At 40.3% G+C, this 24,953-nt stretch carries 24 protein-coding genes; 5 read left to right on the top strand and 19 right to left on the bottom strand.

The genetic code is table 11. From position 1 onward, the window contains the following. The first annotated feature begins 164 nt into the window (after positions 1–164). On the top strand, positions 165–1,427 hold the full coding sequence (dctA, locus tag QWZ08_RS21265) for a C4-dicarboxylate transporter DctA (protein WP_290339571.1): 1,263 nt from the start codon (positions 165–167) through the stop codon (positions 1,425–1,427). 4 nt (positions 1,428–1,431) lie between these two features. Here dctA and QWZ08_RS21270 read toward each other — a convergent pair whose 3' ends face one another. Both QWZ08_RS21270 and QWZ08_RS21275 read right to left on the bottom strand, forming a co-directional pair. Then, positions 1,432–2,520: a phosphotransferase enzyme family protein gene (locus QWZ08_RS21270; protein WP_290339572.1), complete on the bottom strand. Its 1,089-nt coding sequence runs from the start codon at positions 2,518–2,520 to the stop codon at positions 1,432–1,434. Between the two features lie 88 nt (positions 2,521–2,608). Continuing rightward, positions 2,609–3,655, bottom strand: a complete 1,047-nt coding sequence (locus tag QWZ08_RS21275) for a LacI family DNA-binding transcriptional regulator (RefSeq protein WP_290339573.1) — start codon at positions 3,653–3,655, stop codon at positions 2,609–2,611. Between the two features lie 261 nt (positions 3,656–3,916). Between QWZ08_RS21275 and nagB the strand changes: the two genes are divergently transcribed. Both nagB and QWZ08_RS21285 read left to right on the top strand, forming a co-directional pair. After that, positions 3,917–5,836 (top strand): glucosamine-6-phosphate deaminase, encoded by a 1,920-nt coding sequence (gene nagB / locus QWZ08_RS21280; protein WP_290339574.1) that lies wholly within the window; start codon positions 3,917–3,919, stop codon positions 5,834–5,836. A 292-nt stretch (positions 5,837–6,128) separates the two neighbouring features. Then, a complete protein-coding gene (locus tag QWZ08_RS21285) occupies positions 6,129–6,389 on the top strand; it encodes a YtxH domain-containing protein (protein ID WP_290339575.1) in 261 nt (86 codons plus the stop codon). 86 nt (positions 6,390–6,475) lie between these two features. Here QWZ08_RS21285 and QWZ08_RS21290 read toward each other — a convergent pair whose 3' ends face one another. The 11 genes from QWZ08_RS21290 to rpoN all read right to left on the bottom strand — a co-directional run bounded on the left by QWZ08_RS21290 (position 6,476) and on the right by rpoN (position 17,209). Next, on the bottom strand, positions 6,476–8,257 hold the full coding sequence (locus QWZ08_RS21290) for a chloride channel protein (protein WP_290339576.1): 1,782 nt from the start codon (positions 8,255–8,257) through the stop codon (positions 6,476–6,478). A gap of 171 nt (positions 8,258–8,428) precedes the next feature. After that, positions 8,429–9,130: a hypothetical protein gene (locus QWZ08_RS21295; protein ID WP_290339577.1), complete on the bottom strand. Its 702-nt coding sequence runs from the start codon at positions 9,128–9,130 to the stop codon at positions 8,429–8,431. Next, entirely contained in the window at positions 9,120–9,926 is an 807-nt protein-coding gene (locus QWZ08_RS21300; RefSeq protein ID WP_290339578.1) for an urease accessory protein UreD, read from the bottom strand. Before QWZ08_RS21300 ends, QWZ08_RS21295 begins: the two co-directional genes overlap by 11 nt. Next, complete coding sequence (gene ureG, locus QWZ08_RS21305; RefSeq protein ID WP_290339579.1) at positions 9,923–10,561, bottom strand: urease accessory protein UreG; 639 nt, start codon at positions 10,559–10,561, stop codon at positions 9,923–9,925. Before ureG ends, QWZ08_RS21300 begins: the two co-directional genes overlap by 4 nt. 120 nt (positions 10,562–10,681) lie before the next feature. Further along, positions 10,682–11,368, bottom strand: coding sequence for an urease accessory protein UreF (locus tag QWZ08_RS21310; protein WP_290339580.1), 687 nt, complete (start codon positions 11,366–11,368; stop codon positions 10,682–10,684). Then, a complete protein-coding gene (locus QWZ08_RS21315; protein ID WP_290339581.1) occupies positions 11,365–11,865 on the bottom strand; it encodes an urease accessory protein UreE in 501 nt (166 codons plus the stop codon). Before QWZ08_RS21315 ends, QWZ08_RS21310 begins: the two co-directional genes overlap by 4 nt. Positions 11,866–11,977: 112 nt before the next feature. Then, a complete protein-coding gene (gene ureC / locus QWZ08_RS21320; RefSeq protein ID WP_290339582.1) occupies positions 11,978–13,699 on the bottom strand; it encodes an urease subunit alpha in 1,722 nt (573 codons plus the stop codon). Next, positions 13,696–14,070 (bottom strand): urease subunit beta, encoded by a 375-nt coding sequence (gene ureB / locus QWZ08_RS21325; RefSeq protein WP_290339583.1) that lies wholly within the window; start codon positions 14,068–14,070, stop codon positions 13,696–13,698. The genes ureC and ureB overlap by 4 nt, the downstream gene beginning before the upstream one ends. Positions 14,071–14,161: 91 nt before the next feature. Then, positions 14,162–14,482, bottom strand: a complete 321-nt coding sequence (ureA, locus tag QWZ08_RS21330) for an urease subunit gamma (RefSeq protein ID WP_290339584.1) — start codon at positions 14,480–14,482, stop codon at positions 14,162–14,164. Positions 14,483–15,003: 521 nt separating this feature from the next. Beyond that, positions 15,004–15,687 carry a hypothetical protein gene (locus tag QWZ08_RS21335; RefSeq protein WP_290339585.1) on the bottom strand — a complete coding sequence of 228 codons (684 nt, stop codon included), beginning with the start codon at positions 15,685–15,687 and terminating at the stop codon, positions 15,004–15,006. 34 nt (positions 15,688–15,721) lie between these two features. Continuing rightward, positions 15,722–17,209 (bottom strand): RNA polymerase factor sigma-54, encoded by a 1,488-nt coding sequence (rpoN, locus tag QWZ08_RS21340; RefSeq protein WP_290339586.1) that lies wholly within the window; start codon positions 17,207–17,209, stop codon positions 15,722–15,724. Positions 17,210–17,444: 235 nt separating this feature from the next. Between rpoN and QWZ08_RS21345 the strand changes: the two genes are divergently transcribed. After that, entirely contained in the window at positions 17,445–17,738 is a 294-nt protein-coding gene (locus QWZ08_RS21345; protein ID WP_290339587.1) for a hypothetical protein, read from the top strand. 48 nt (positions 17,739–17,786) lie between these two features. Here QWZ08_RS21345 and QWZ08_RS21350 read toward each other — a convergent pair whose 3' ends face one another. From QWZ08_RS21350 to QWZ08_RS21375, 6 genes are all read right to left on the bottom strand, one after another. Next, positions 17,787–19,007, bottom strand: a complete 1,221-nt coding sequence (locus QWZ08_RS21350; protein ID WP_290339588.1) for a DegT/DnrJ/EryC1/StrS family aminotransferase — start codon at positions 19,005–19,007, stop codon at positions 17,787–17,789. 126 nt (positions 19,008–19,133) lie between these two features. Continuing rightward, positions 19,134–20,333 carry a glycoside hydrolase family 10-like protein gene (locus QWZ08_RS21355; protein WP_290339589.1) on the bottom strand — a complete coding sequence of 400 codons (1,200 nt, stop codon included), beginning with the start codon at positions 20,331–20,333 and terminating at the stop codon, positions 19,134–19,136. Positions 20,334–20,341: 8 nt separating this feature from the next. Next, positions 20,342–20,794 carry a MarR family winged helix-turn-helix transcriptional regulator gene (locus QWZ08_RS21360; RefSeq protein WP_290339590.1) on the bottom strand — a complete coding sequence of 151 codons (453 nt, stop codon included), beginning with the start codon at positions 20,792–20,794 and terminating at the stop codon, positions 20,342–20,344. After that, positions 20,791–21,828, bottom strand: coding sequence for an AI-2E family transporter (locus tag QWZ08_RS21365; RefSeq protein WP_290339591.1), 1,038 nt, complete (start codon positions 21,826–21,828; stop codon positions 20,791–20,793). Before QWZ08_RS21365 ends, QWZ08_RS21360 begins: the two co-directional genes overlap by 4 nt. Positions 21,829–21,923: 95 nt before the next feature. After that, positions 21,924–22,955 carry a radical SAM/SPASM domain-containing protein gene (locus QWZ08_RS21370; protein WP_290339592.1) on the bottom strand — a complete coding sequence of 344 codons (1,032 nt, stop codon included), beginning with the start codon at positions 22,953–22,955 and terminating at the stop codon, positions 21,924–21,926. 99 nt (positions 22,956–23,054) lie between these two features. Continuing rightward, positions 23,055–23,927 (bottom strand): lytic transglycosylase domain-containing protein, encoded by an 873-nt coding sequence (locus QWZ08_RS21375; protein WP_290339593.1) that lies wholly within the window; start codon positions 23,925–23,927, stop codon positions 23,055–23,057. Between the two features lie 194 nt (positions 23,928–24,121). On the opposite strand from QWZ08_RS21375, the gene QWZ08_RS21380 reads away from it, so the two are divergent. After that, the gene (locus tag QWZ08_RS21380) at positions 24,122–24,892 is read left to right on the top strand and encodes a glycoside hydrolase family 25 protein (protein WP_290339594.1); all 771 of its coding nucleotides are present in this window, start codon (positions 24,122–24,124) and stop codon (positions 24,890–24,892) included. The last annotated feature ends 61 nt before the right edge of the window (positions 24,893–24,953 follow it).

The raw sequence follows: 24,953 nt of genomic DNA on the forward strand, positions 1-24,953 counted from the left end.
AGTTATTCCGGCAACTAAACCGAAATCCTGGCAAGCCATCACTTTTACAGCGTGCCTGTACAAACGTGTTTTTAAACCGTCATCCTTTTAGGAACCTGACACTATCCGTTTTTGCAATGTGTAGTCAATAAAAAATGCTAATTTACCCATCTTAAAAACTAATTGTGAAGTATTTAAAGGTTTTATATGTACAGGTAATCATTGGCATTTTGGCGGGGGTATTGGTTGGGTTTTTGTTCCCTGGTTTTGCAACTACAGCACAGCTGATCAGTGAAACATTCATTAACATGATCCGCATGGTGATTGCCCCGGTGATATTTTTTACGATCGTAAGCGGTATTGCGGGTGCCGGCGAATTAAAAAAAGCAGGCCGCATAGGCGGCAAAGCTATTTTGTATTTTGAGATAGTAACAACCCTGGCACTTATAATTGGGTTAATAGTTGCCAACCTTGTAAAACCCGGTGCAGGTATAGTGTACAGCAATATGCAGGCAGATAAAGTGGCGCAATATGCAACGCAGGCAAAGGCAATGAACTGGGGAGAATTTTTTTCGCATATTGTTCCAACCAATATTGTGGAATCATTTGCCAAAGGCGATATTTTACAGGTCCTTTTTTTTAGTGTGCTGTTTGCTATAGGACTGAAATGGATTGGTAACAGGGGAATCCAATTGTTGAATAGTTTTGAAACCATCAATAAAGTGTTGTTTAATATCTTAAAGATCGTGATGCGGCTTAGTCCCATCGGGGCCTTTGGCGGTATGGCTTTTACAATCGGCAAATTTGGCTTTACAAGCCTTGCTTTGCTGGGCAAACTAATGCTTACTTTTTATATTACGGGCTTGCTGTTTATTTTTGTGGTGCTGAATTTAATAGCCCGTTATTATAAATTTAGTTTGTGGAAATTGCTGGTTTACATCAAAGAAGAAATTCTGATAGTATTGGGTAGCAGCAGCAGCGAAGTAGCCTTGCCGTCAGTTATAAAAAAGCTGGAAGATGCAGGATGTGATAAGGAAGTAGTAGGGTTAATTATCCCGACCGGTTATAGTTTTAACCTGGATGGAACTACCATTTATTTAAGTATGAGTGTAATATTTCTGGCCCAGGTATTTCATGTGGATTTGTCGCTTGGGCAACAGTTAACTATTATCGGCATATTACTGTTAACCAGTAAAGGTGCTGCAGGCGTTACAGGCAGCGGTTTTATTGTATTGGCATCTACATTAACTGCATTAAAAGTAATACCGCTGGAAGGGCTGGGTTTACTAATCGGGGTAGATCGTTTTATGAGTGAGGGAAGGGCGCTGATCAATTTTATTGGCAATACAGTTGCCACCGTTGTGATAGCAAAAAGTGAAAAAGCCATTAATGAAAACGTCTACAAGCATGTAGTTACGCTGGGCAGGAATGCTTCAAAAGAAGGCTAGCCGCCTATGCAGCCGTACTTTTATCTTCAACATTTTTTTGTATAAAAGAATGTACCTGCTGTTGCAGTTTCACTTCTTTTTCCATTAATTTTTTCAGCAGGGTTATTTGATTGTTTGTCCTGTACAGGTTGTGATTCGGGTAACTGGCGCCGTAATAAATATTATTCATTAAATGATCTGCAAGAAAACGGATGGCCTGCATATAGATCATAAACTTACCGGCGTAAACAAAATGGTCAACTTCTTCTTTACTTAACTCGTATTGCATCTCACCCAGGTAACCCTCTACAATGGCAGCAAAATAATCTTCTCTTATTTCAATTTTTGAAAAGTCTTTTTCTTCTTCGCTCACCGGGCTCACATAGGTTCTGATCATATCCCCCACGTCGCTGATGAAATAGCCGGGCATGATAGTATCCAGGTCAATTACACATAAACCATTGTTGTTTTCATCCAGCAAAATATTGCTGATTTTGGTATCGTGATGTGTTACCCTTTTTTTGAAAGCAGGGCTCTTTTTGATGGATTCAAATATTTCAGTAAGGTGATAATTGGCTTTAATAAAGTCAATTGATTCCTTTGACTGTTCGATCAATTCCGGTGTAGTACCAGCCAGCGCGTTTTCAAACTGGTGATACCTGAAAGATAAATTGTGAAAATCGGGTAATGTTTCCTGCAGTTGGGTACAATCAAAACCAGCGAGCAATTTTGTAAACTTTCCAAATTGTTTGGCTGCTTCATAAGCCTCTGCCGTACTGTTTACTACATCGACGGTATGCGATCCGGCAACAAACGGAAACATTCGGAAATAACCCAGTTCCGCATCATGCACCAGTTCTTCATTATTAACAGTTTTAACAGGTGTTGTAAATATATAACCGGGCGCATGCTTATTTAAATAAGTTGCCAGCAATTGTATGTTGCCTGCTATTGCGTGGGGGTTTTTAAAAACCTGATGATTGATACGTTGAAGTATAAAAACTTTTCCGCCGGCGGCGACTCTCCAGGTGCTGTTGATAAGGCCATTGCCGAATAATTGTACGCTACAATCTTTTATATTGATACCGTATGCTGGTAACACTTTTTGCCACATATTATTAAGATAGAAAACAAACCTAAACAAAAGCCTGCGAGTAGCGATGTGCAAACGATTGCGCCGGTTTGCGGGTAAAAACAATATTTTATAACACCTGGTCTGCTATGTTATTTTCTTTAATCACCAGCTGAGATTCAAGAATTATTTTATAGTACGTATTTGTTCCTTCCTGTCCGCTGTCCTTATTGCTCAGCAGTTCCAGCAAAGTTTCGGTTGCTTTTTGGCCCTGCAGGTAGGGAAACTGTTCTACCGAAGCCATGGGGGGAAAGGCCGTATAATGGCTGATAGGCAAATTGGCATAGCTCACAAAGCAAATGTCTTTGTTGATGCGTAACTTTTGCCTGCGGGCATACTGCACCGCATCCAAAGCAACATAATCGTTGAAGACTACAATGGCCGTGGGCTTACGTTTCAGCTTTAATAAATGTTCAGTTGCAGCGTAAACCTTATCGGTACTTAAATCGCAGTTTACCACCAGGGTAGGGTCAAATTTCAACCTGTTTTTTTTCATAGCCTGTATGTAGCCTTCTTCTCTTTCTTTGCTGGCAGCCAGTTTTTCAGGTCCGTTTAACATACCGATTACACGGTGGCCTTTCTTTATTAAAAAATTGATTGCCTGTATAGTGCCCGAGATTAAATTGCAGGCGACATAATGAATATCGGGCATGTCTGGTATCCTGTCGAAAAAAACAACGGGTATATTATATCTTTTTAAGGATTCAAAGTGATCGTAGTTATTGGTTTTATTGGCGATGGAAACCAGCAGGCCATCCACGCGGTGGCTTTTCATAGTTTCAATAATTTGTTTTTCTTTTTCTTCACTATCATGCGATTGTCCCATCAGCACCGTATACTTATTTTTATAGGCACAATCTTCAATACCGCTGATAGCCGCCGAAAAAAATGCTTCCGAAAGCTCAGGCAATACCACACCAATGGTAAATGTTTTTCGCTGCTGAAAAAAGATGGCCGTTTGGTTGGGCTCGTAATTCAATTCCTTCGCCAGCTCCTGCACCCGCATTTTTGTACGCAGGCCAATGCTGCTATGATTATGCAAGGCCCTTGAAACGGTAGAGGCAGAAATATTCAATCGCCTGGCAATTTCGGTAATGGTCGGCAGTTTGTTTTCCATTTTGCAACTTATTAAAATTTATGCAGGCAGTAAAATATTTGTGCAAACGATTGTCATGCGCAATGCCCTATTTAACAGGCTCAGGCGATTTTTTACATAAAAAATTTTGATTTACTTTAGCGGCAATTAAAAATCAATCTCTTGACGCAACTGTCCAACTGTTTCTTAATCATCGTTATGTTCTCAGCCAGGCTTTGCCAATTAATAATCCTTTAAATACAGGTAAGAAAAACTACAATTCAACAAGCAAAAAATGTATAAATGAAACATAAAATTGACTTTACAGATTCACTCGAAAAAATTGCCGTCAAAATATTCCCCAACTCTGCGTCAGGATCAGTGTATGTGGCACAGGTAATTGCAGATTTGATCAGGACAAAAGAGGCCGAAGGAAAAAAATGTATCATTGGTTTGGCCACGGGCTCTTCACCCAAAACATTGTATGCCGAACTGGTGCGTATGCATAAAAACGAAGGGCTGAGTTTTAAAAATGTAATCACATTTAACCTGGACCAGTATTATCCCATGGAAGCCGATGCATTACAGAGCTACCATTACTTTATGCGCAAAAATTTGTTTGAGCAAACTGATATTGATCCCAATAATTATTTTTTGCCAGATGGCATGGTGCCAAAAGATAAAGTAAAAGAACACTGTGCAGCATACGAAAAAAAGATAGCAGATGCCGGTGGATTGGACCTGCAAATATTGGGAATTGGTGTAAACGGGCACATTGGTTTTAATGAACCCGGCAGCGGCATTTATTCAAAAACAAGATTGATTACTTTAGATAACAGTACCCGCATTGCAAACAGCTACGAATTTGGTAATATGAGCCAGGTGCCCCGTATGGCCATCACAATGGGAATTAGCACCATCTTAAAATCAAAAAAAATAATTTTAATGGCCTGGGGGCACGCTAAAGCGCCTGTTATACAAAAAGCAGTTGAAGAAGATGATACAGAAGAAATACCAGCTTCTTTATTACAGAATCATGATGACTGCACTTTTGTAGTAGACGAAAGCTGTGCAAGTGAACTTGCCCGTTTTAAAAAGCCCTGGCTTACGGGCGAGTGCGTTTGGACCGACACCATGATTAAGCGTGCGGTAGTCAACCTGGCGCTGGAGTTGAAAAAGCCGGTATTAAGCTTAACCAACAATGACTATAATGATAACGGATTGAGCGATCTGCTGGTGGAAAGAAACGATGCATATGAAACCAATTTAAAAGTGTTTTATATGCTGCGGGATAGTATAACCGGCTGGCCGGGGGGCAAGCAAACAGAACAACGTTTTCACCACCCGGAAAGAAGTGAGCCGTTTCCAAAAAGATCAGTTATTTTTTCTCCTCACCCTGATGATGATATTATCAGCATGGGCGGTACTTTCATGCGTTTGCACGACCAGGGCCACGAGGTGCACGTCGCTTATCAAACCAGCGGTAATATCGCGGTTACCGATGAATTTGTAACCAGGTTCATCGATTTTGCAGTGGGCTTCGAAAGCATGTTTGATATTGATGAAACAAAAAGTAAAACCATCCTGGAAAATGCGATTGCCTTTTTAAAAACAAAAAAATCTACGGAAATAGATACAGCCGAAATAAGGGCAATCAAAGGATTGATCAGAAGGTGCGAGGCGAAAGCTACCTGTAAATATGTAGGTCTTACAGATGCGCAAATACACTTTCAAAACCTGCCATTTTACGAAACAGGCACTATTGAAAAAAGTCCGATGGGAGAAGGAGACGTAACGATAACTATTGAATTGCTAAGAAAAATAAAACCTCACCAGATATTTTGTGCAGGCGATTTCGCAGATCCGCATGGTACCCATAAAGTTTGTTTTGATGTTGTGATAGAAGCTTTGAAACGAATCAGGGCGGCCGGCGAGCCATGGCTGGATGACTGCTGGCTATGGCTTTATAAAGGAGCCTGGCAGGAATGGGATATTACTGAAATTGAAATGGCCATACCTATGAGCCCCGACCAGGTGGTTAAGAAACGCAATGGCATTTTTATTCATCAATCTCAAAAAGATACCATACCATTCCAGGGAACAGATGACCGGGAATTCTGGCAGCGGGCTGAAGAACGCAATGCCAATACTGCAACATTATATGCGCAATTGGGATTAACTCAATATGCGGCAATGGAAGCTTTCGTGAGATGGCATTATTAAAATATAACCAACTTAAATTATAACAAATGGGTGCAGCAAGGCACCCATTTTTGTTATTGTTTAAGCATCAAAGACGGAAAATATTTCTACAGTCTTTTTCCCACTCCATAATTTTATCCGCTGGTTGTGGAAATTGATTCCCACCTTATAAGCAATTTTATACTGAAACCATTCTGGCACAATTATTAATCTTATAGTTTCGGTTTTCATAGGATATTGGACAAAAAACGAGGCTGGATTTCTATCCTGGCTTCTCTTCTTAAATCCTTTTAACAATAATTAATTAACAATCATGAGCGCAAAAAGGAATTTATTAATCGGAGTCGGAATAGGAGCGGTATTGGGGATATTGTATGCGCCACATAAAGGTTCCAAGACCAGAAAGCTGATCGCTAAAAGAGGATCAGAATTTCGGGACGGATGGGAAAATTTAAAAGAAACTGTTGGTAATGTATTTGATAAGGGTGAACAAACTAAAGACGAATTGTTAGATGAAGGTTCCGCCACTACTTCCTATGCAAGCGCTTCACTTCACGATCAATGGGACTTATAGCAGTCGTTATTTAAAAGTATTTATTCTCCGTTTATATCCATATTCCCCTTCCTTAATCCTATTTATATCTCGGTTTTTATTTATCCTTATTCATAGAGGTCTCCCTGCGATGCAAGTATTTCCCGGTATTTATTAAACAATTTTGTTTTTGAAATAAAACCAGCAAACTTTTTATTTTCATCTAAAATTGGCAGGTACCAGCTTTGTGTAACGTCAAACTTTTCCATTACGGTATGCATGTCCTGGTCTGTAGATAATATCGCTGCGGGTTTTTTCATCATAGATTTGATAGATACTGAATTATAACAATCAGGCTGAAATAGCTTCTGCTTAATATCGTTTAATTCAACAATCCCCATAAACCGTTCTTTATTATCAACTACTGCAAAAATATTTTTTTCACTTCTTTTAATTACCTCAATCAGATCCTTTAATTTTTTATCCGGTTCAATACTTTCATATTGTTCCTGCAGCATGTCTGCTAATACAATTGAAGTCAATATGTTTCTTTCTTTTTTATGCGTAAAAATCTGTCCTTCCATCGCCAGCTTTTTTGTTTCCATCGAGTAAGGCTCATAACTTTTTACAATAAAAAAAGAAATGGAAGAAACAATCATCAGCGGGATAAATAATTCATAGCCATTGGTAATTTCTGCAATTAGAAAGATAGCTGTCAATGGACAATACATTACGCCACTTAAAACGCCGGCCATTCCAACCAAACTAAAATTACCTTCCGGTATTTTTATTACAGGGATATTATTAATCAGCTTAGAAAAAAAGAAACCCAGGTAGGAACCGGTAAACAAGGAAGGTGCAAAGTTGCCGCCATTACCGCCACCACCAATTGTGATGGCCGCAGCTACTGGCTTTAATAAAACGATAAAAGCCGTAAAGGCAACAAGCGCCCAGTTTTCATTGAGCAAAGAAAACAGGGTAGTATTATCACTGAATTGTCTGAAGTCGCCATTGGCAACAATTTTTACACTTTTGTAGCCTTCTCCAAAAAGTGGTGGAAAAATAAAATAAATCAGCATAAGTATGCCTCCGCCCAGTAAAGCCTTTGCATAAGCATTGAGGGTGCTGCTGTGCAATTTTTTTTCTACTCTTTTAAAGGTTCTCGCATAATATAAGGAAACAAAGCCTGCCAGCAGGCCAAGTAAAATATAGAAAGGCACATTTTCGTAGTTGAAAGTTTGTTTCAAAACAAAATTAAACAGTGAAGCTTCCTGCAAAATTATTTTAGAACAAAGAGCGCCAACAACCGACGAAATAATTAATGGGATAAAATAACTAACAACAGTCTCTGTCAACAACACTTCAATGGCAAAAATAACACCTGCAATTGGGGCGTTAAAAACGGCAGAAATTCCTGCTGCTGCACCGCAGGCAATCAGCAACGTACGTTCCTGGTAATTGAAGTCTGTTATGCGGGCAATGTTAGATCCCACTGCGGATCCTGTTGCAACAATCGGAGCTTCCAACCCAACCGAGCCGCCCAGGCCGACTGTTATTGAACTGGTAATAATATGCAGGTAACTGTGTTTTAAAGGAATGAAAGAAGATTTCCGGGCAATGGCTTGTAAAACCATAGCAATGCCTTTTTCAATATGGCCGCCAAAAAAACGTTTTACGATAAACACCGTCAGCAATAACCCGAATGTGGGAAACAACAGGTATGCAAATTTTGTGGCAGGTATATGCTCTATCCAGTGCTGAATATAATGTACCAGCGTTTTTAATAGCACCGCAACCATTCCTGATACGAAACCTGTCAGTGTGGCGATCACCATCAAAAACTGCATCCTGGTAACTTTAGTACGCAGAAATTGAAATATATATTGATAGAGTGCTTTGAAGAGTGCCAATTAAAAAATTTTAATTCAAAATTTTGTCATGCAAAGATAGGCTGACCTTAATGTAATTCTTCACGGGATAATAAGGCCGGTTAATGAAAAGAGTAAAATGGACAGGTGATCCTTTAGCCGGCAATTTTTTTATTTATACCGGCGATAGTTTTAAACACTCTTGCCTGTTTTTCACCATCCCATAAATAACATGCCTGCGCCGCAAACAAAAATTGTTAAACCTCCCAATGCATGCACATAACGCTCCAGCCTTTCTGTTTTTACAAAAGCTATGCCCATAAAACCCAGCACCACCATTGCTATCATGGTAATCAATGTCACCGCTGTATAAATTGCTATCAACAAAATCATGCCACCCCAACTGTTTTTTGCTGCAGGAAAATAGAGTAGCGGAATCATCGGTTCGCAGGGGCCTAAAATAAAAATGATAAACATTACCCAGGGCGTGATTTTATGCCGGTCTTGCGGCGCAACGGCCTCATCGTGGTGGTGTTGATATACATAAATTTCACCGTCGTTCTGCAGGTCAAAATGTTTATGGGGTTTGTTTTTATATGCCCGGTATAATCCCCACATGCCATATAGAAATCCAAACACCAGCATCACCCAGCCTGCAATGCCGCCACGAATATTTTCCATCCAGCTTAGTTTTGATAAACTCCAGCCAATGGCGGCGCCGCCCAAACCCAGCAGCACAGAGCTCCATACATGACCGCATCCGCAAACAACAGTCCAGCCAATGGTTTTCGCAAACGACCAGCCCCTTGATTTGGAGAGCGCAATAAAAGGCAAGTAGTGGTCAGGCCCCGAAACGGTGTGCAGGCAGGCAACAGAAACAGCAGCAAATATAAGTACCTGCATTTCAGATTGCATACGGAATAATTGTATGGTGAGCGTTTAGCGGAAGAAGGCCTGCAATCATTTTTAAACAATCAAATAATTGCTCTGCTTTTTGACCAAGGATGCGAACAACGAGGCCGTTTATAGGTGCAGCCGTAATTCCAAAACTTGTATCTTTTTGCGCAGTTAATATTTCAGTTAGCTGTGCCATTATTTCTTTTATATCTGCCTCTTCATTTAAATATATCAAACTGGCCTGGTGTGTAAAACCCTGCAACTGGCCGATGGTAGTTACATCAATCGATGCCGGCTGCATTAATAGATTTTCTTTTATTGCCAGGCGATCATTCACAAAAATTTCAGTAACGGTGTGGTATTTTGCAAACAGAAAAACTTCGCCATTTAGTTTTCGGCCACAGGTTAATATTTCACCAAAAACCAGGTTACAATTATCTGCTAAAAATATTTTATTGCGTGATGAAAACCCTGATTTTTGATGCGGTACGCAAGGATGTGGAATAAAACAAAACGATGCACCTGCAGCAAGCCGGACTTCCATTTGCTGGCTGGCCTGTTCTGCCATTGTAAACAAACGCTGGTAAGATTGTGTGTGCAATTGCAACGAACAGTTTTGCTCCAGTTCAATATTGATCTTGTATTCGTCTCCATCCAGTATACCCGGCGAGGAGCTCATCAGCATTAAACTCATCGTATTACTATTTCTTTCTTCTGTAATATTGGCCACTTTAAATGGCGTAGTGCAATAGCAGTTTGTAAGCCGGGTGCTGTTGTTTATATAACTGGTCTGTATCTTCAGTTCAGCCTTCATCTGTACAGTGCAGGTTCGGTAACAGGTTCCAGCAATGCATACTTTTTTATCCAGCCGATAACACTCTCCAAACCTTGCAGGCTCATGAGGTTGGTAAAAATAAAAGGATTGCCATTGCGCATTTTGCGGGCATCACTTTCCATTACCAGCAGGTCGGCATTCACATAAGGAGCAAGATCAATTTTATTGATCACCAATAAATCACTCCTGGTAATACCGGGACCGCCCTTGCGGGGGATTTTATCACCTTCCGCCACATCAATTACAAAGATGGTAACGTCCGCAAGGTCCGGACTAAAAGTGGCGGATAAATTATCGCCACCACTTTCAATAAAAATAATTTGTACATCAGGAAAGCGTTGCGCCATTTCTTCCACAGCTTCCAGGTTCATGCTTGCATCTTCCCTGATTGCTGTGTGGGGGCAACCGCCCGTTTCAACACCGATAATTCTTTCGGCAGGAAGCAAACTGTTCTGCGTTAAAAACTCCGCATCTTCTTTTGTATAAATATCATTGGTAATTACAGCCAGGCTGTAGTCCTTGCTCATGGCCCTGCTCAGGCGTTCTATCAGTGCTGTTTTGCCAGAACCCACTGGCCCCGCTACGCCAATTTTTATGTAATTTCTTTCCGTCATTTTAAATTTTTTGAAGCCAGCAGTTGTCTTTCAATTGAGCATCGTTGTGTCACTCCCTTTTACGGTTTCAGCTTTTTTCACCGCTTTCTCACAATCAACACATCAATAAATGATCAGGCATTAAGACATGTATAACCTTGAATACAATTGCTCGTGCTGCATGCAGGCAATATCAAAACCAGTACAGCACAAACCTATTAAATCTTTATCAGGTTCCATTGAATCCGTTACTAATTGTTGTATCATAGGCTGAAGCGAAAATAACAGTTCCTGCCCGTCCTGTTGCCCCAGGGGAATCAGTTTAACACTGTTGGTTACAAACCCTGCCGCTGCATTGTAATAAAAACCGGTGAGTGCATCTTGTTTGTCAATACCCAATGCAGATGCATACATACCGAAAGCAATACAATAATGCCCGGCAGCTTGTTGTAATTGAATGGCCTTTTGGTATTGCGCTGTAAAACTTTTTTCACAAACTGGTTGAAATAGCTTTATTAAACGGATGCCCAGCTTCTGGCTTGCCTGACGTATTTCAGCCGGTAATTTTACCGCATTGCATTCGTTATCGAGCACTGTTATTTTTGCAAAATCATTTTGTTTTGCAGCATCAAAAGCAAGGGAAACAAATGCTGCATCTGTGTATTGCAAATTGCGGGCAAGCATTTCTGTGATAAATGTTTTTGCTGTAGCCGCATTCTTTACAATCCCCTGCTGTACATACGTTTCTAAGCCCGCAGAGTGGGCGTAGCCGCCAATGGGCAAAGTGGGATCTGACAATTGTAGTAGACTTAACAGCGCAGTATTCATTCAGGATCGGTAGTTAATTTCATGATCCTGTTAAACAAACTATTGCTGCTGCCATGTGGAGCAACAGTAGTTTTAAGTGGCGATATTAATTTTCGTTTTGCTTTTTCAACTGCGTAGCCGCTGCTGGTCAGCAACTGGAACAGTGGCGCTTCAAACGCCACCAAAATTTCATCGTCCTGGTAAAATAAAGGCAAATGTTTGTTGCCAATTTCATAACATACCGCCGCCACTTCATGCATTGATCTTGGCCGGATAACAATGGCGTCGCATTCATTGATATCAACGGCTATCAGTCCAAAATCATCTTCATAAACAATATCACCCACGCCAAGTTGGGGATTTTCATTTAAAAATTTCATGCTCAGTTCCCGCCCCAACACTGTTTTTTTATGCAGTATGCGCTTATTGGTTTCGTACCAATCCAGCAATACATAATCAATGTTCCTGTTGTTGATGGCGAATAATTCCAGGTTCCCTATTTTTTCTTTTACCAGCATTTTAATACTTTAATTTACTAACTAGCTGATTGGCTAATGTGCTTATTTTATAAACGTAATTTTTTCATACGCAGTTGCGCTGAAAAATAAACTACTAAATTACAATGCCGCTTTAAAACAAAAAATACCGTTGCGTCAAGGGCAGTTCAGCCAGCGGAGCGCAGGTTATTTTTTCTCCGTCCACTTTCACCTCATAATTTTCAGGGTTCACTTCAATCAGCGGTGTTGCATCATTGTGTATCAAATCTTTTTTAGAAATGGTACGGCAATTTTTTACAGGCAACACCATCTTTTGTAAACCATAACCCTGTACAACATTTTTTTCCAAAGAAAGTTTGGATACAAAGGTTGCACAGGTTGTGTACAATGCCTTTCCATACGCTCCAAACATGTGCCGGTACATTACCGGCTGCGGTGTTGGAATGGATGCATTAGGATCGCCCATTTTTGCTGCAATGATCATTCCACCCTTTATAATCATCTCAGGTTTTGCGCCAAATAAGGCAGGTTTCCACAACACGATGTCCGCCAGCTTACCTGCTTCCATGGAACCAATATAATCTGAAATACCATGTGTAATTGCCGGGTTAATGGTATACTTGGCAACAAATCTTTTAACCCTGAAATTATCATTGTTGTTTTTTTTATCTTCCGCCAGCGGTCCCCGCTGTACTTTCATTTTATGTGCTGTTTGCCAGGTCCTGGTAATTACTTCACCCACCCGACCCATTGCCTGGCTGTCGCTGCTCATCATGCTAAACACGCCCATATCATGCAAAATATCTTCGGCTGCTATGGTCTCCGGTCGTATACGGCTATCTGCAAACGCCACATCTTCCGGCACATTTTTATCCAGGTGATGGCATACCATCAGCATGTCTAAATGTTCATCAATTGTATTGATGGTATAAGGACGTGTTGGGTTGGTTGATGAAGGCAATACATTCGGGTACATCGCTGCTTTGATTATATCCGGGGCATGACCGCCACCTGCTCCCTCGGTATGAAAAGTATGAATTACCCTGCCATTGATGGCGTTCATGGTATCTTCCAAAAAGCCGCCTTCATTCAATGTATCAGTGTGTATAGCTACCTGCACATCATGTTTATCCGCAATTTGCAGCGAGGCATCAATTACAGCGGCAGTGCTGCCCCAGTCCTCATGAATTTTTAATCCCAGCGCACCTGCTTCAATCTGTTCTTCCAGTGGCGCCAGCGAAGCGCAGTTTCCTTTGCCAAAAAAACCCAGGTTCATTGGAAAGGCTTCCGCGGACTCCAGCATTTTTTGAATGTTCCACGCACCGGGTGTAACCGTAGTGGCATTGGTACCATCGGCGGGTCCGGTACCACCACCAATCATTGTAGTGATGCCGCTAAACAAGGCATGGTCAATTTGCTGAGGGCAAATAAAATGGATATGTGTATCAACACCGCCGGCAGTAGCAATTAACCCGGCACCGCCATGTACTTCGGTGCTGGCGCCGATAATCATATTGGGTGTAATGCCTTCCAATGTGTCCGGATTGCCTGCTTTGCCGATACCCACTATTTTTCCATCTTTAATACCAATGTCTGCTTTTACTATTCCCCAATGGTCAATGATCATTACGCTTGTGATAACAAAATCCAGGACGCCTTCTTTTCGGGTAGCAGTTGCTGATTGTGCCATTCCATCACGGATGGTTTTGCCGCCGCCAAATTTTGCTTCGTCACCATATACGGTAAAGTCTTTTTCTATCTCAATAACCAATGCCGTATCGCCCAGCCGGATTTTATCACCGGTTGTTGGACCGTACATGTTGGCATACTTTCTTCTGCTGATATGTAAACTCATGCCTTATTGTTTTTAAAGTGAAGGGATTGCACCAGTTCCATAGCGTGTTCTTTTGCAGATGCAGATACGGTTTCACCATTTGCCAGGTTATTAAAACCAACCAGTTTTTTAGCACCGCCGAATGCTACCAATTCCACTTCTTTTTCTTCTCCGGGTTCAAAACGAACTGCCGTGCCGGCAGCAATATTTAAACGCATACCGAACGCTTTTTCTCGGTTGAAGTCCATTTGTTTATTCACTTCAAAAAAATGAAAATGCGACCCAACCTGTACCGGCCTGTCGCCACTATTTACAACCGTTACCCGGGTTGTAGCTCTGCCGGTATTGCATTCAATATCACCTTCAGCCAAAATGTATTCTCCTGGTATCATAAAAACAAGTTTAAAGTGAAACAGTAATTTTTTGGGATACGTATACTTTCCATCGGACCGCAAACCTGATCGCTGATCTACTGACCTTCTTTTAAGGTGCAGTTGTGGTCGATCTTATCGGATCGTGTACCGTTACCAGTTTGGTGCCATCCGGAAAAGTAGCCTCTATCTGTATCTCATGTATCATTTCCGGAATGCCTTCCATTACATCAGCTGATGTAAGAATAGTACAGCCATACTGCATGAGTTCGGCTACTGTTTTGCCGTCTCTTGCGGCTTCCTGTAAATGGCTGCTGATAAGCGCAATGGCTTCGGGATAGTTTAGTTTAAGCCCTCTTGCTTTTCTCTTTTCTGCCAGTTCGCCGGCTAAAAAAAGCAACAACTTTTCAGATTCTCTCGGGGATAAATGCATGGCTAAAATAATTATTTGATGAGTTCAACCGGCATGCAATCGTAGTAATCTTTTTTGAAAGATGTTAAGATAAGAAAAAACAAAATACCACCGCTTTTGTTTTTTTATTGTGATGGCAATAAAGTTTTTGTTTAAACGATTTATATATTGAAACCAAGCAATCAACAGATTGTTAACCTGAAAAACCACTGACTATTGAAACCTCTTTTTTGTAAGTCCTTTTTAAAAGGCCGCTTATCCGTTTGTACCATTTATTCAGCAAATTTATCCCGGTATTCATCTTCCATTAAATGGAAATTTTGATTGGTCAATTTTGTTTTAGCAGGCATAATCATTTACCAACCGCTTATTATAAAAGATGTGTAAGTCACGTATGAGTACTATCTTTCATAGCAGGCATTATATTGACATAACTTTTTAAAATTCTTAATACGAAGGCGTAAAATTCTACAGTTTACCTTTTTATTGTTAGGCACGACAGAAGAGCAAAGACCCCGAAATTGGACGGGGTCTTCTTCTTTTTACAGATGCATAGCGGCACCTACCAGCTGACAAATAAAGCCCACCAGCAAGCCCATATAAATTTCTTTTGGAGTATGATCGCTGACAATTAACCTTGCAGTGCAAACCAGCCCGGCTATTAAAAATGCTGCACTTAAAGGCCAGGTCATTAACATGGTATTTTGCCGCATGATTACATAACCAATACCAATAAGTCCGCCCATACCAATGGCATGCATGCTTATTTTAAAATAAATATTGGCAATTAAAGCGGCGGCTGACGAAATAAAAACACCAAACATAAATGCCACCAATATCCTTGGTATTTCTGGTTGCTCTCTTAAAGAATACTGTGCCCAAAAGAAAAATATCATAGACGTTATGTATAGCAATATCCTGTCTTGCTGGGTATAGAAAAAAACAGTATCAATAAAACCCAACGCTTTCAGCAACAAAACAGTAATTAACGGATAGGCAACGGCGTTAATAGTAACCATTAACAATACTCTTGCTTTATAAGGAACGCTAAACCCGGAAAAATACGAAGGGTGAATAAAAGCTAAAAACCAACCAACATAAATCGGCAGAAACAATGGATGAAAAACAATCGAGATAATATGTGCAAGCAATCGTACAATAAATGGCTGGTTGTTTTTTGCAGCCGGCCCAATATTGTCCTGCAAAGACAATTCACTATTCAGCATTTGATATTTTTTATGATCCGGTTCGGGAGATGATTTATAATTCTTTTCTTAGCCTTGCCACCGGCACATTTAATTGCTCACGGTATTTGGCTACTGTCCTTCTTGCAATATTGTAACCTTTTTCCTGCAACAGTTCAGTTAAACGTTCGTCGCTCAGCGGGCGCTTTTTGCTTTCACCTTCTATTAAATCGCTTAGTATTTTTTTAACCTCTCTTGTACTTACTTCTTCGCCACTGTCGGTTTGCAGACTTTCGCTAAAGAAGAACTTTAACCGGTAGGTACCAAATTCTGTTTGTACAAATTTACTGTTGGCAACGCGGCTGATGGTACTGATATCAAGATTAGTTTTTTCTGCGATGTCCTTCAGAATCATTGGCCGCAGTTCTGTTTCATCGCCGGTTATAAAAAAGTCATACTGGTAATTCATAATAGCGTCCATCGAACTCAGCAGCGTGTGCTGTCTTTGTTTTATAGCATCAATAAACCATTTGGCAGCATCAATTTTTTGTTTGATAAACAATACCGCCTCTTTTTGTCTTTTATCTTTTTTTGAACCCTTGTCGTAATCCTTCAGCATATCCCGGTAACCTTCGCTGATGCGCAGGTCTGGTGCATTTCTGCTATTGAGTGTAAGCTCTAATTTGCCAGCATTGTTGATAATAAAAAAGTCGGGAATCACATAACCTTCCCCCTTACTGCTTTCACCGATGTTGCCTCCCGGCTTGGGATTTAATTTTATTATCTGGTTGATGATCTCTCGCAACTGATCATCCGTAATATTTAAACCACGCTGAATTTTCTCGTAATGTTTCTTGGTAAATTCTTCAAAGTATTTATCCAGTACCTTGATCGCCATTTCCACATGTTTGCCCTGGTGCACATTTCTTTCCAGCTGTATCAACAGGCACTCCTGGAGGTTGCGGGCGCAAACACCCGGCGGGTCAAATTGCTGAATCTGCAAAATAAGCTGGCTGATTTCTTCTTCATCTGTAATGATGTTTTGCCTGAAGGCCAAATCATCAACAATAGCGCTGATATCCCTGCGCAGGTAGCCATCATCATCCAGGTTACCAATAATTTGTTCGGCTACCGCTTGTTTGTGTTCGTTCAAGCTTAGCTGGCCCAACTGTTCCAGCATGAGTTCATTGAAACCAGTTTCTACTTTATGTGGTATTACCTTGCTGTCATCCTGTTCGGGATAATTTTCGTCCCGCATTTTATAATCTGCGATATCATCATCTCCATCCTGCACATAATCACTTATATCTATGCTTTCGTATTCGTCCTGGCTGCCATCTGGTTCAAATTCATCCAGCGGCGATTCAAATTCTTCTGTTACATCATTCTCAAATTCTTCCGCTTCTTCTTCTTCCCCGGTTTCAAGGGCAGGATTTTCTTCCAGTTCTTCTTTTATACGCTCTTCCAATAATGCTGTGGGCACCTGCAACAATTTCATTAGCTGAATTTGCTGCGGCGATAATTTTTGTAATTGCCGTTGATATAATCCCTGACTTAATGCCATATGTTTTATTCGGGTTCTTTAAAACGATTAATGAATATACTTTTTTGATTACCGGTTTTTTCTACCAATCCGGAACTATAATTGAAGCGAAGCATCATTGCAGTTTAAGTACTGGTAGATGGTAAACATTGGAAATATTGTACAAAAATTCGAACTACTGCTCTTATTAAAACGTAAATTTACAAACATTGAAACTTGAAAAGTGTATAAAAAAGCTAAAATTTTATTTTTCTGCATGATTTTTGTTGCACCGGATATTTATTCGCAGGTTTTAGTACCCGTAAAGACGCCCTTGCCAGTAGCTAAAATGGCTTCAAACGTAGTGCCAGCAGTACTTTCAATCAATCCACTTTTGAGGCAGGTTGGTTCTCCCAAACCTTTTTTATCGCCGGGTTATTATGCCTCACAATTGGGCTTTTTTTGCAAACAGGAAATAAAATTGGAAAAAACTGCTAAAATTCCGTTTAAATTTAGATTGGGCAGCGTAGATGACTGCGACAGGATGGAAGGAAAATTTCGGAGCCATTAAAAAAGGCAAACGGGTTACCGTATGCCTTTTTTTGAAAAAATAAATTTATCAGGCTGTTACCTGGTGTTCTTCTAAAATTTTGCTGATAACTGATTTCATTTGTTCTCCTTTGGTTTTAATCTGTTCTTCTGTCCAGGATAAACTAATGGCGGTAGATATGCAGCGTCCCATCACAGCGTTGCTTGCGCTGAAATCTTTATTGGCATGATGCATTACAGCAGCTTTTAAATCGGGATGCAAATGACTTAGCGTAACGGAATTTTTGAGGTGATCCCATTTGCTGATATAATGCCAGTTATTTACAAACCAGTAAAAATTACCGGCCAAAATTCCCTGAGCTTTCAATTCTGCAACTACTGCTTTCGTGATGGCTTCTGTAGGCAAAAACCAACTTAAAAAACTACAGCTGTCTCCGGCTTCATCCGGAACCCTTCTAAAAGTAACTTCAGGAATGGAGGATAGAATAGTTCTAAGTATTTTGTTATTGTTCCGCTGAATAGATAAAAAATTATCGAGCTTTTTTATTTGTGCCAGGCCTACTGCAGCATGCAGTTCACTGATTCTGAAATTGTAACCTATAAAAGGGTGCAAATCTGCACCACGGTCCATACCGCCTTTATGATCATGTCCGTGATCGCTGTAACCGTCGCATGCGGTGTACACATCTTCCCGGTTGGTCATTATCACACCTCCTTCGCCACAGGTAATTGTTTTAACAAAGTCGAAACTAAAAGTGCCGGCATCGCCAATAGTACCCACCTTTTTACCTTTATAAGTAGCCCCAATGCTTTGGCAGGCATCTTCCAGCAATATCAGGTTGTGTTCTTTACAAATGGCTGCCAGTGCATCCATATCAGCCATACTGCCACACATATGCACAGGCATCACGCATTTGGTTTTTGGGGTGATGGCATTACGTACCGCTTCAGGACTAAGGGTTAATGTATCATCTACATCTACCAAAACGGGCACAGCACCTACAGAAAGCACCGCTTCAAAACTTGCTACAAAAGTAAAAGCCGGTAAAATAATTTCATCCCCGTAGCCAATACCCAAAGCACTCATCGCCGTGGTCAACGCAGCCGTACCACTACTTACCAACTGTGCATAGTTACAGCCAAAAGTTGCACACACAGCCGCTTCCAATTCTTTGCTTTTCCAGATACCTTTTCTTGCGCCATCAAATCCATAGCGCATCAGGATACCGGTTTCTAATACATCATTTACTTCTTTGCGTTCTTCTGCTCCAAAAAATTCAAATCCGGGCATAGCATAAATTTTATTTGTACAATTAAAAACAAAGGTAGATAAAAACGGTTTGCATGAAAGACAGAAGCTTAAATTACAGCCGCAAATTTAAACAGGACGAAATAAGATGTTTGAGAGTTTATGCCATTATTTTATCCAGTCCATTGCCGGGATTGCAGCAGGCTCTTTAAAATAATGCAAGCGCAGACTGTCACTCCAGCCATTGGGATTATTTTCAAAAGACTTGCTGCTGAAAAAAATCATGCCCTGTATGTTAGGTTTGGTACGCAAGGCTTCTATTTGTCTGGGAAGCTGGCTTGTTTCACGCCAGGCCTTGTTAACGTTTGCTTTGTAAATCCCCAGGCCGATGTAACACTGCCGGCCAAACGTGTGATTGTTCCACCAGTCTAGTAACAAATCGTAGGGCGCAGTACGGTGACCAAATTCCCAATACAATTGCGGGGCTACATAATCTATCCAGCCATTTTTTAGCCATAATAAAATGTCGGCATATAAGTCATCATAATTGCTGGCGCCGCCCTTGGTTTTACTGCCATTTACCGGATCCCTGTCAACACTGCGCCATATTCCAAAAGGGCTGATTCCAAACAGGCATTTTTTATTGGTTGCTTTTATTACCCTGCTTAACAGGGCGATGATGGAATCTGTATTGCTTCTTCTCCAGTCGTCTTTTGTTAAGCCATTGCCATATTGCTGATAACTGGCATTATCAGGAAACGTAACGCCTGCAATTCGATACGGATAAAAGTAATCATCAAAATGAATGGCATCAATCGGGTACCTGTTCACCACATCTTTTACAACGCCGGCTACATATTGCTGCACTTCTTTATTGCCGGGATCGAAATATCTTTTATCTCCATAAGTTAAAAACCACTCTGGATGCAATTTGGTGATATGCGTGGCAGAAATGGAAGAAGTACCGATTGTAAACTCAGCCCGGTAAGGATTCATCCAGGCATGAAACACCATGCCCCGTTTATGCGTTTCGGTTATCATAAATTCCAGCGGATCGTAATAGGGAACGGGCGGCTGCCCCTGCACGCCTGTGAGCCATTCGCTCCAGGGCTCGTACTGGGAAGGATAAAAGGCATCGGCCGCTGGCCGGATCTGCATAATCAATGCATTGATGCCGTTGCGCTGGTGCATATCCAGCAGTTTTATAAATTCTGCTTTTTGAGCCTCGCTGTTAAAATTGCCTTTCGTTGGCCAGTCGATGTTATCTACAGTAGCAACCCATACACCCCGAAACTCAGGTTTTGTTTGTGATTGACTTTTACAGATGAATAAAATGGTAAGGAATAAAAAAAAGAAATATCGCTGCATTATAATAATTAATTGGATTGGCGGATTTTATCTAAAAGTGTGTTTAGTGTTTCTGCTTCTATCTTAGAGAGGGATTTAAAAATATTTTCCATTTTGTCTTCCTGTGCGTCCAGCTTTTCCAGTAGTTTCAAACCTTTGCTGGTAATGGTTACATCTACCAGCCTTTTATCAGTTTTACAGGTTATTTTTTTTACCAGGCCTTTTAAAACCAGGCGGTCTACGATGCGACTTGAGTCGCTCATTTTATCCAGCATGCGTTCCCTTATCTGCAAAGTGGATAAGGGTTTGGTGCTTCCTCTTAAGATGCGTAAAATATTAAATTGCTGCATAGTGAGGCCTTCCTCTTCAAATAATTGCTTTAATTGTTCCGTCGTCCAGTTATAGGTAAAAATTAAATTTACCATCGCTTTCTGATGTTCGCTTTTAAAGCTTGCCTGCTTAATATCTTTATCTATACTCATGCCCCTAAATCTTTAATTTCTTTTTCGGTTGTAAATTCATTAATGTAAATTTTAATGAGGATAATAAAATAACTGATGAGCAAAGGTCCAAATATCAATCCTATAAAACCAAATAACTTTAATCCTACTATTACGCCCAGCACCGTGATCATGGGGTGCACATTGCCCATTTTTTTTAATAATCCCAACCGCGTGATATAATCAACGTTGCCGGTAACTACAAAACTATAAATCATTAAGCCGGTAGCGGTATAATTATGACCCGTTGAATAAAGGTAAATTACCAACGGCACCCAAATGATCATGGTACCCACCAGCGGAAAAAATGCAAACACGCCCGTTACAAAACCCCACATACCCCATTCCTGTACGCCAAATAGTAAATAACCAAGGGCAGCAAAAGCACCTTGCACTATGCAAATAATGGGTATACCCAGGGCATTGGCCTTTACCATTAAAATGGTTTCAGCAGCCAGTTTATCTACATTTTCCGATTTTAAAGGAATGATATGGTTTAAATATTTTTCTATCTCTTTACCACTTACCAGCAGGTAATACAATAAAAAAAACAGCATGATAAGATTCGTTAAAATAGTTGCTGTACTATTGATCAGGCTGGGTATAAAGGCAGAAATTTTTTGTGAAATAGCCTGCGTATTCTTATCAGAAAATAATACAAAGCCGGTAGTACTTTGAATTTTATCAGAGAAAGTTTTTACACCCTGCATTACGGCTTCCTGGTTATTTATTAAGGAATTGATTTTTGGTTCAATCATTATAACAGAAAAATAAACAGGGATGGAAATGATGAGAAGGGAACAAAAAATAAACAGGATAGCCGTTGCTGACTTATTCCATTTTTTTTCCAGCGTTAATTGCTGAAATAATTTCCTTGTCAGGATGTACAAGGTTATCCCTCCAAGAATACCGGGTAAAAAAATATACAGTTGGTTAATAAAAACAATAACCAGGAAAAGGATAAGGCCTATCATTAGCACCTGGCGTAAGCGGTTGTTGAAACTTATTTCTTTCATATTATTAAATAAGCAAATTATAAACCATTGCGTCAAAAAGCAATGACGGCAAAAGATTAAAAGTAATTAATTCAAAAATGAAATTTTGGTAATAGTCAATCCCTCCATACCGAAGCGCCTTCGCTGCAGTTAGCACAGATGTCAATATTTTTGCGGCTCTTCATTAAATCATTGCGGAACTGTTTGTAATTATCGTTCTTCCAGATGGATTTAAAAGACTGTGTTTTTAAATTACCCAGCCGGTGCATAGCATCTTTATCAAAACAACAAGGAACAACAAGTCCATCCCATGTAATAACGTTGGCGTGATGCATCTTCCAGCAACGGTTGGCCAGTTTATTTTTGGGGGTGTAACTGCCATCCGCATTTTTTTTATACCGGCTAAACTTGTCTGTTGCCGGGATCAATTGGTTAGGGTCAGTTTCATAATCGTATATCTGTGCTGTTTTAAAACGAACTTCATCTACCCCCACTTCGGCGGCTAATTTTTTAATGTCGTTTACCTGGTTTTCATTCGGCTTCACAACTAAAAACTGAAAAAACACAAAAGGCGTTTTACTATTCAGTTCTTTCTTCCACCTGACAATATTTTTTGCGCCTTCTATTACCTTATCCAGATTTCCACCAATGCGGTACTGCTGGTAAACGTCCTGAGTTGTGCCATCAATTGAAATAATCAACCGGTCCAAACCACTTTCTACCGTTTTTTTTGCGGCTGCATCGTTCAGGTAATGTGCATTGGTGGAGGTGGCAGTGTATATACCTTTTGAAGAAGCATATTTTACCATTTCCAGAAAGTCCGGATTCAGGTAAGGTTCGCCCTGGAAATAAAAAATAAGGTAGAGTAATTCCTCGTGAATTTCATCAATGGTTCGGGTAAAAAAATCTTTTTGCAACATGCCCGTAGGCCTGGTAAAAGCCCTCAACCCGCTGGGGCATTCCGGGCAGCGCAAGTTGCAGCTGGTGGTGGGTTCAAAAGAAATGGATACAGGGTAACCCCATTGCACCGGCCTGTTCATCAGCTTGCTGATATAAAAACTGCTGAGGACTTTGATACCGTTCCAGCACCTCTTAAAAGTGAGTTTGCTGGCCAGGTTGATGGTATCGTTCCTATTGATTTGGGGCATATCACGAAGTTAGTTCATCAACCTATTATTAAACTAAATAACCGGCTTAAGCTAGCCGGATATTACAATATTTTGACTTCTTTATGTATTAACGTGCTGCTACTCCATTTCAGGAGGGCTGACAAATGCGCAATTGTCGGGCACTTTAATTTTAACCGGGGTAAAGCTGAGGTTATTGTTGGTAAAATTATCGTAGTTATTGAAGATAACGTTCAACGTAATAAAGTTCATCACATAAGCCTGTGTTTCTGCCGGTAAAAACTTTTTTACATCCCAGAATGTTGGATTGGTTTTACCGCTTTTTTCCATTGCGTTCCAAACATTTCCAACGCCACAATTATAACTTGCTACTACCAGCAGCCAATCATTGTCCAGGTTCACGCTTCTGTCGTGCAGGTACCGTGCTGCAGCAAGCGTAGATTTATTAAAATTTTTGCGGTCGTCTTTTTGCCTTGCCAACGCTTTAAAAAATGCTTTGGCTTTCCTTGGATTTTTTTTAAGCATCTTTTTCCTGTCTTCCGTACTCAAGCGTTTTACGCATTTTAAACCATATTCCTTTGCTACTTCATCCATAAATTGCCAGTAACCTACTGCACCTGCTTTTGATATTGCGTTACCATCGCCGGCAGACTCCATTAGCATCAATACCGCCAGTTCTTCTGGTAAATTATATTTTTTGAGAACAGTGTTTACCTGTGGCAACATTTTTTTGCTTTTCATTCGCATGTTCTGCAGGTAACCTCTTCTGTTATCGCTGAATGAACTGATATACGCCACTGCTTTTTCTTCATTGCCCTTTAATATTTCCGGGAAAATAACATTTGCCTCCTTTATAATATATTCTTTTTCACTGCGGAGGTCTGCTGAAGCCAACAATACTCTTTTCGAGGAATCTAACCTGTTTTGAGCTACGACAGCACTAACAGAAGTTGCCAGTAAAGCACAGGTAATAAAATATTTGCTTGCTACCATATCCAGGATTTTTTAATTGACTTTTTTGCTAAGGTTTATGTTACAGCAAAGAGCAAAACTAACGTCTGAGGCCTGTTTAAATTGCTTCCATCTTGTTAAAAAACCGCTTACATAGTTCTGTAACCGCTTACCTGTTAGTGATTTTAGACGGCAATGTTGTTAGTTTTATGCACTTTTGCAGCTATTCTTAAAAGGTGGCAAAAAGAAAAAAGCAAACTCCGTCAAAAAAAATACTGATTATTTCCTTCGTGCTATTGGCTGTTACAGCAGCTGTGTATTATTACGGCATCAATTTTTTTTACAAGCCGCGTTTTATTCATTATGATGGTTTTGGCATTGATATTCCGGCCAATTACACTATTCATGGTATTGATGTAAGCCGCCATCAGAGTAAGATTGACTGGGATGACGTAAAGGCGATGCAGATAAAAGACATTCGCATTGGATTTGGATTTATAAAAGCTACAGAAGGTGTTAAAAATGTAGATGACCAGTTTGATAAAAACTGGTCGGAAGCTAAAAAGGCGGATATAGCAAGAGGAGCGTATCATTTTTATGTTCCATCCAAAAGCGGCAAACTGCAGGCTCAAAATTTTATAGAAACTGTAACATTAAAAACGGGCGATCTTCCACCGGTACTGGATGTAGAATACATCAGCTTTACCACTATTGAGAAATTGCAGCAGGGAGTACAGGACTGGCTGACGATGGTAGAGGCACATTACCATGTTAAGCCTATCATTTATACCAATGCCTTCTTTTATAAAAATTACCTGGGTAAAAAATTTGACCAATACCCTTTATGGGTGGCGCATTACCTGGTAAAAGATAAACCGAACATTGAAAGGGATTGGTTGTTCTGGCAACACAATGAAACGGGCCAGGTAAACGGCATTGACGCGTATGTTGATTTTAATGTTTTTAATGGAGACAGCGCAGCCTTTAAAAACTTGCTTATAAAATAGTTTGCATGCGGTAACTTTAAGGAAGACATAGCTTTGGCTGAGCTGAAATAAAAACCTGTTC

It is taken from the genome of Ferruginibacter paludis (assembly GCF_030409685.1).
GTDB lineage: Bacteria > Bacteroidota > Bacteroidia > Chitinophagales > Chitinophagaceae > Ferruginibacter > Ferruginibacter paludis.

Excerpts from the sequence above, each read along its gene's own strand:
- QWZ08_RS21270 (WP_290339572.1), bottom strand. The coding sequence starts at position 2,520 with ATGTGGCAAAAAGTGTTACCAGCATACGGTATCAATATAAAAGATTGT.
- QWZ08_RS21275 (WP_290339573.1), bottom strand. The coding sequence starts at position 3,655 with ATGGAAAACAAACTGCCGACCATTACCGAAATTGCCAGGCGATTGAAT.
- nagB (WP_290339574.1), top strand. The coding sequence starts at position 3,917 with ATGAAACATAAAATTGACTTTACAGATTCACTCGAAAAAATTGCCGTC.
- QWZ08_RS21285 (WP_290339575.1), top strand. The coding sequence starts at position 6,129 with ATGAGCGCAAAAAGGAATTTATTAATCGGAGTCGGAATAGGAGCGGTA.
- QWZ08_RS21295 (WP_290339577.1), bottom strand. The coding sequence starts at position 9,130 with ATGCAATCTGAAATGCAGGTACTTATATTTGCTGCTGTTTCTGTTGCC.
- QWZ08_RS21300 (WP_290339578.1), bottom strand. The coding sequence starts at position 9,926 with ATGAAGGCTGAACTGAAGATACAGACCAGTTATATAAACAACAGCACC.
- ureG (WP_290339579.1), bottom strand. The coding sequence starts at position 10,561 with ATGACGGAAAGAAATTACATAAAAATTGGCGTAGCGGGGCCAGTGGGT.
- QWZ08_RS21310 (WP_290339580.1), bottom strand. The coding sequence starts at position 11,368 with ATGAATACTGCGCTGTTAAGTCTACTACAATTGTCAGATCCCACTTTG.
- QWZ08_RS21315 (WP_290339581.1), bottom strand. The coding sequence starts at position 11,865 with ATGCTGGTAAAAGAAAAAATAGGGAACCTGGAATTATTCGCCATCAAC.
- ureC (WP_290339582.1), bottom strand. The coding sequence starts at position 13,699 with ATGAGTTTACATATCAGCAGAAGAAAGTATGCCAACATGTACGGTCCA.
- ureB (WP_290339583.1), bottom strand. The coding sequence starts at position 14,070 with ATGATACCAGGAGAATACATTTTGGCTGAAGGTGATATTGAATGCAAT.
- ureA (WP_290339584.1), bottom strand. The coding sequence starts at position 14,482 with ATGCATTTATCCCCGAGAGAATCTGAAAAGTTGTTGCTTTTTTTAGCC.
- QWZ08_RS21335 (WP_290339585.1), bottom strand. The coding sequence starts at position 15,687 with ATGCTGAATAGTGAATTGTCTTTGCAGGACAATATTGGGCCGGCTGCA.
- rpoN (WP_290339586.1), bottom strand. The coding sequence starts at position 17,209 with ATGGCATTAAGTCAGGGATTATATCAACGGCAATTACAAAAATTATCG.
- QWZ08_RS21345 (WP_290339587.1), top strand. The coding sequence starts at position 17,445 with ATGATTTTTGTTGCACCGGATATTTATTCGCAGGTTTTAGTACCCGTA.
- QWZ08_RS21350 (WP_290339588.1), bottom strand. The coding sequence starts at position 19,007 with ATGCCCGGATTTGAATTTTTTGGAGCAGAAGAACGCAAAGAAGTAAAT.
- QWZ08_RS21355 (WP_290339589.1), bottom strand. The coding sequence starts at position 20,333 with ATGCAGCGATATTTCTTTTTTTTATTCCTTACCATTTTATTCATCTGT.
- QWZ08_RS21360 (WP_290339590.1), bottom strand. The coding sequence starts at position 20,794 with ATGAGTATAGATAAAGATATTAAGCAGGCAAGCTTTAAAAGCGAACAT.
- QWZ08_RS21365 (WP_290339591.1), bottom strand. The coding sequence starts at position 21,828 with ATGAAAGAAATAAGTTTCAACAACCGCTTACGCCAGGTGCTAATGATA.
- QWZ08_RS21370 (WP_290339592.1), bottom strand. The coding sequence starts at position 22,955 with ATGCCCCAAATCAATAGGAACGATACCATCAACCTGGCCAGCAAACTC.
- QWZ08_RS21375 (WP_290339593.1), bottom strand. The coding sequence starts at position 23,927 with ATGGTAGCAAGCAAATATTTTATTACCTGTGCTTTACTGGCAACTTCT.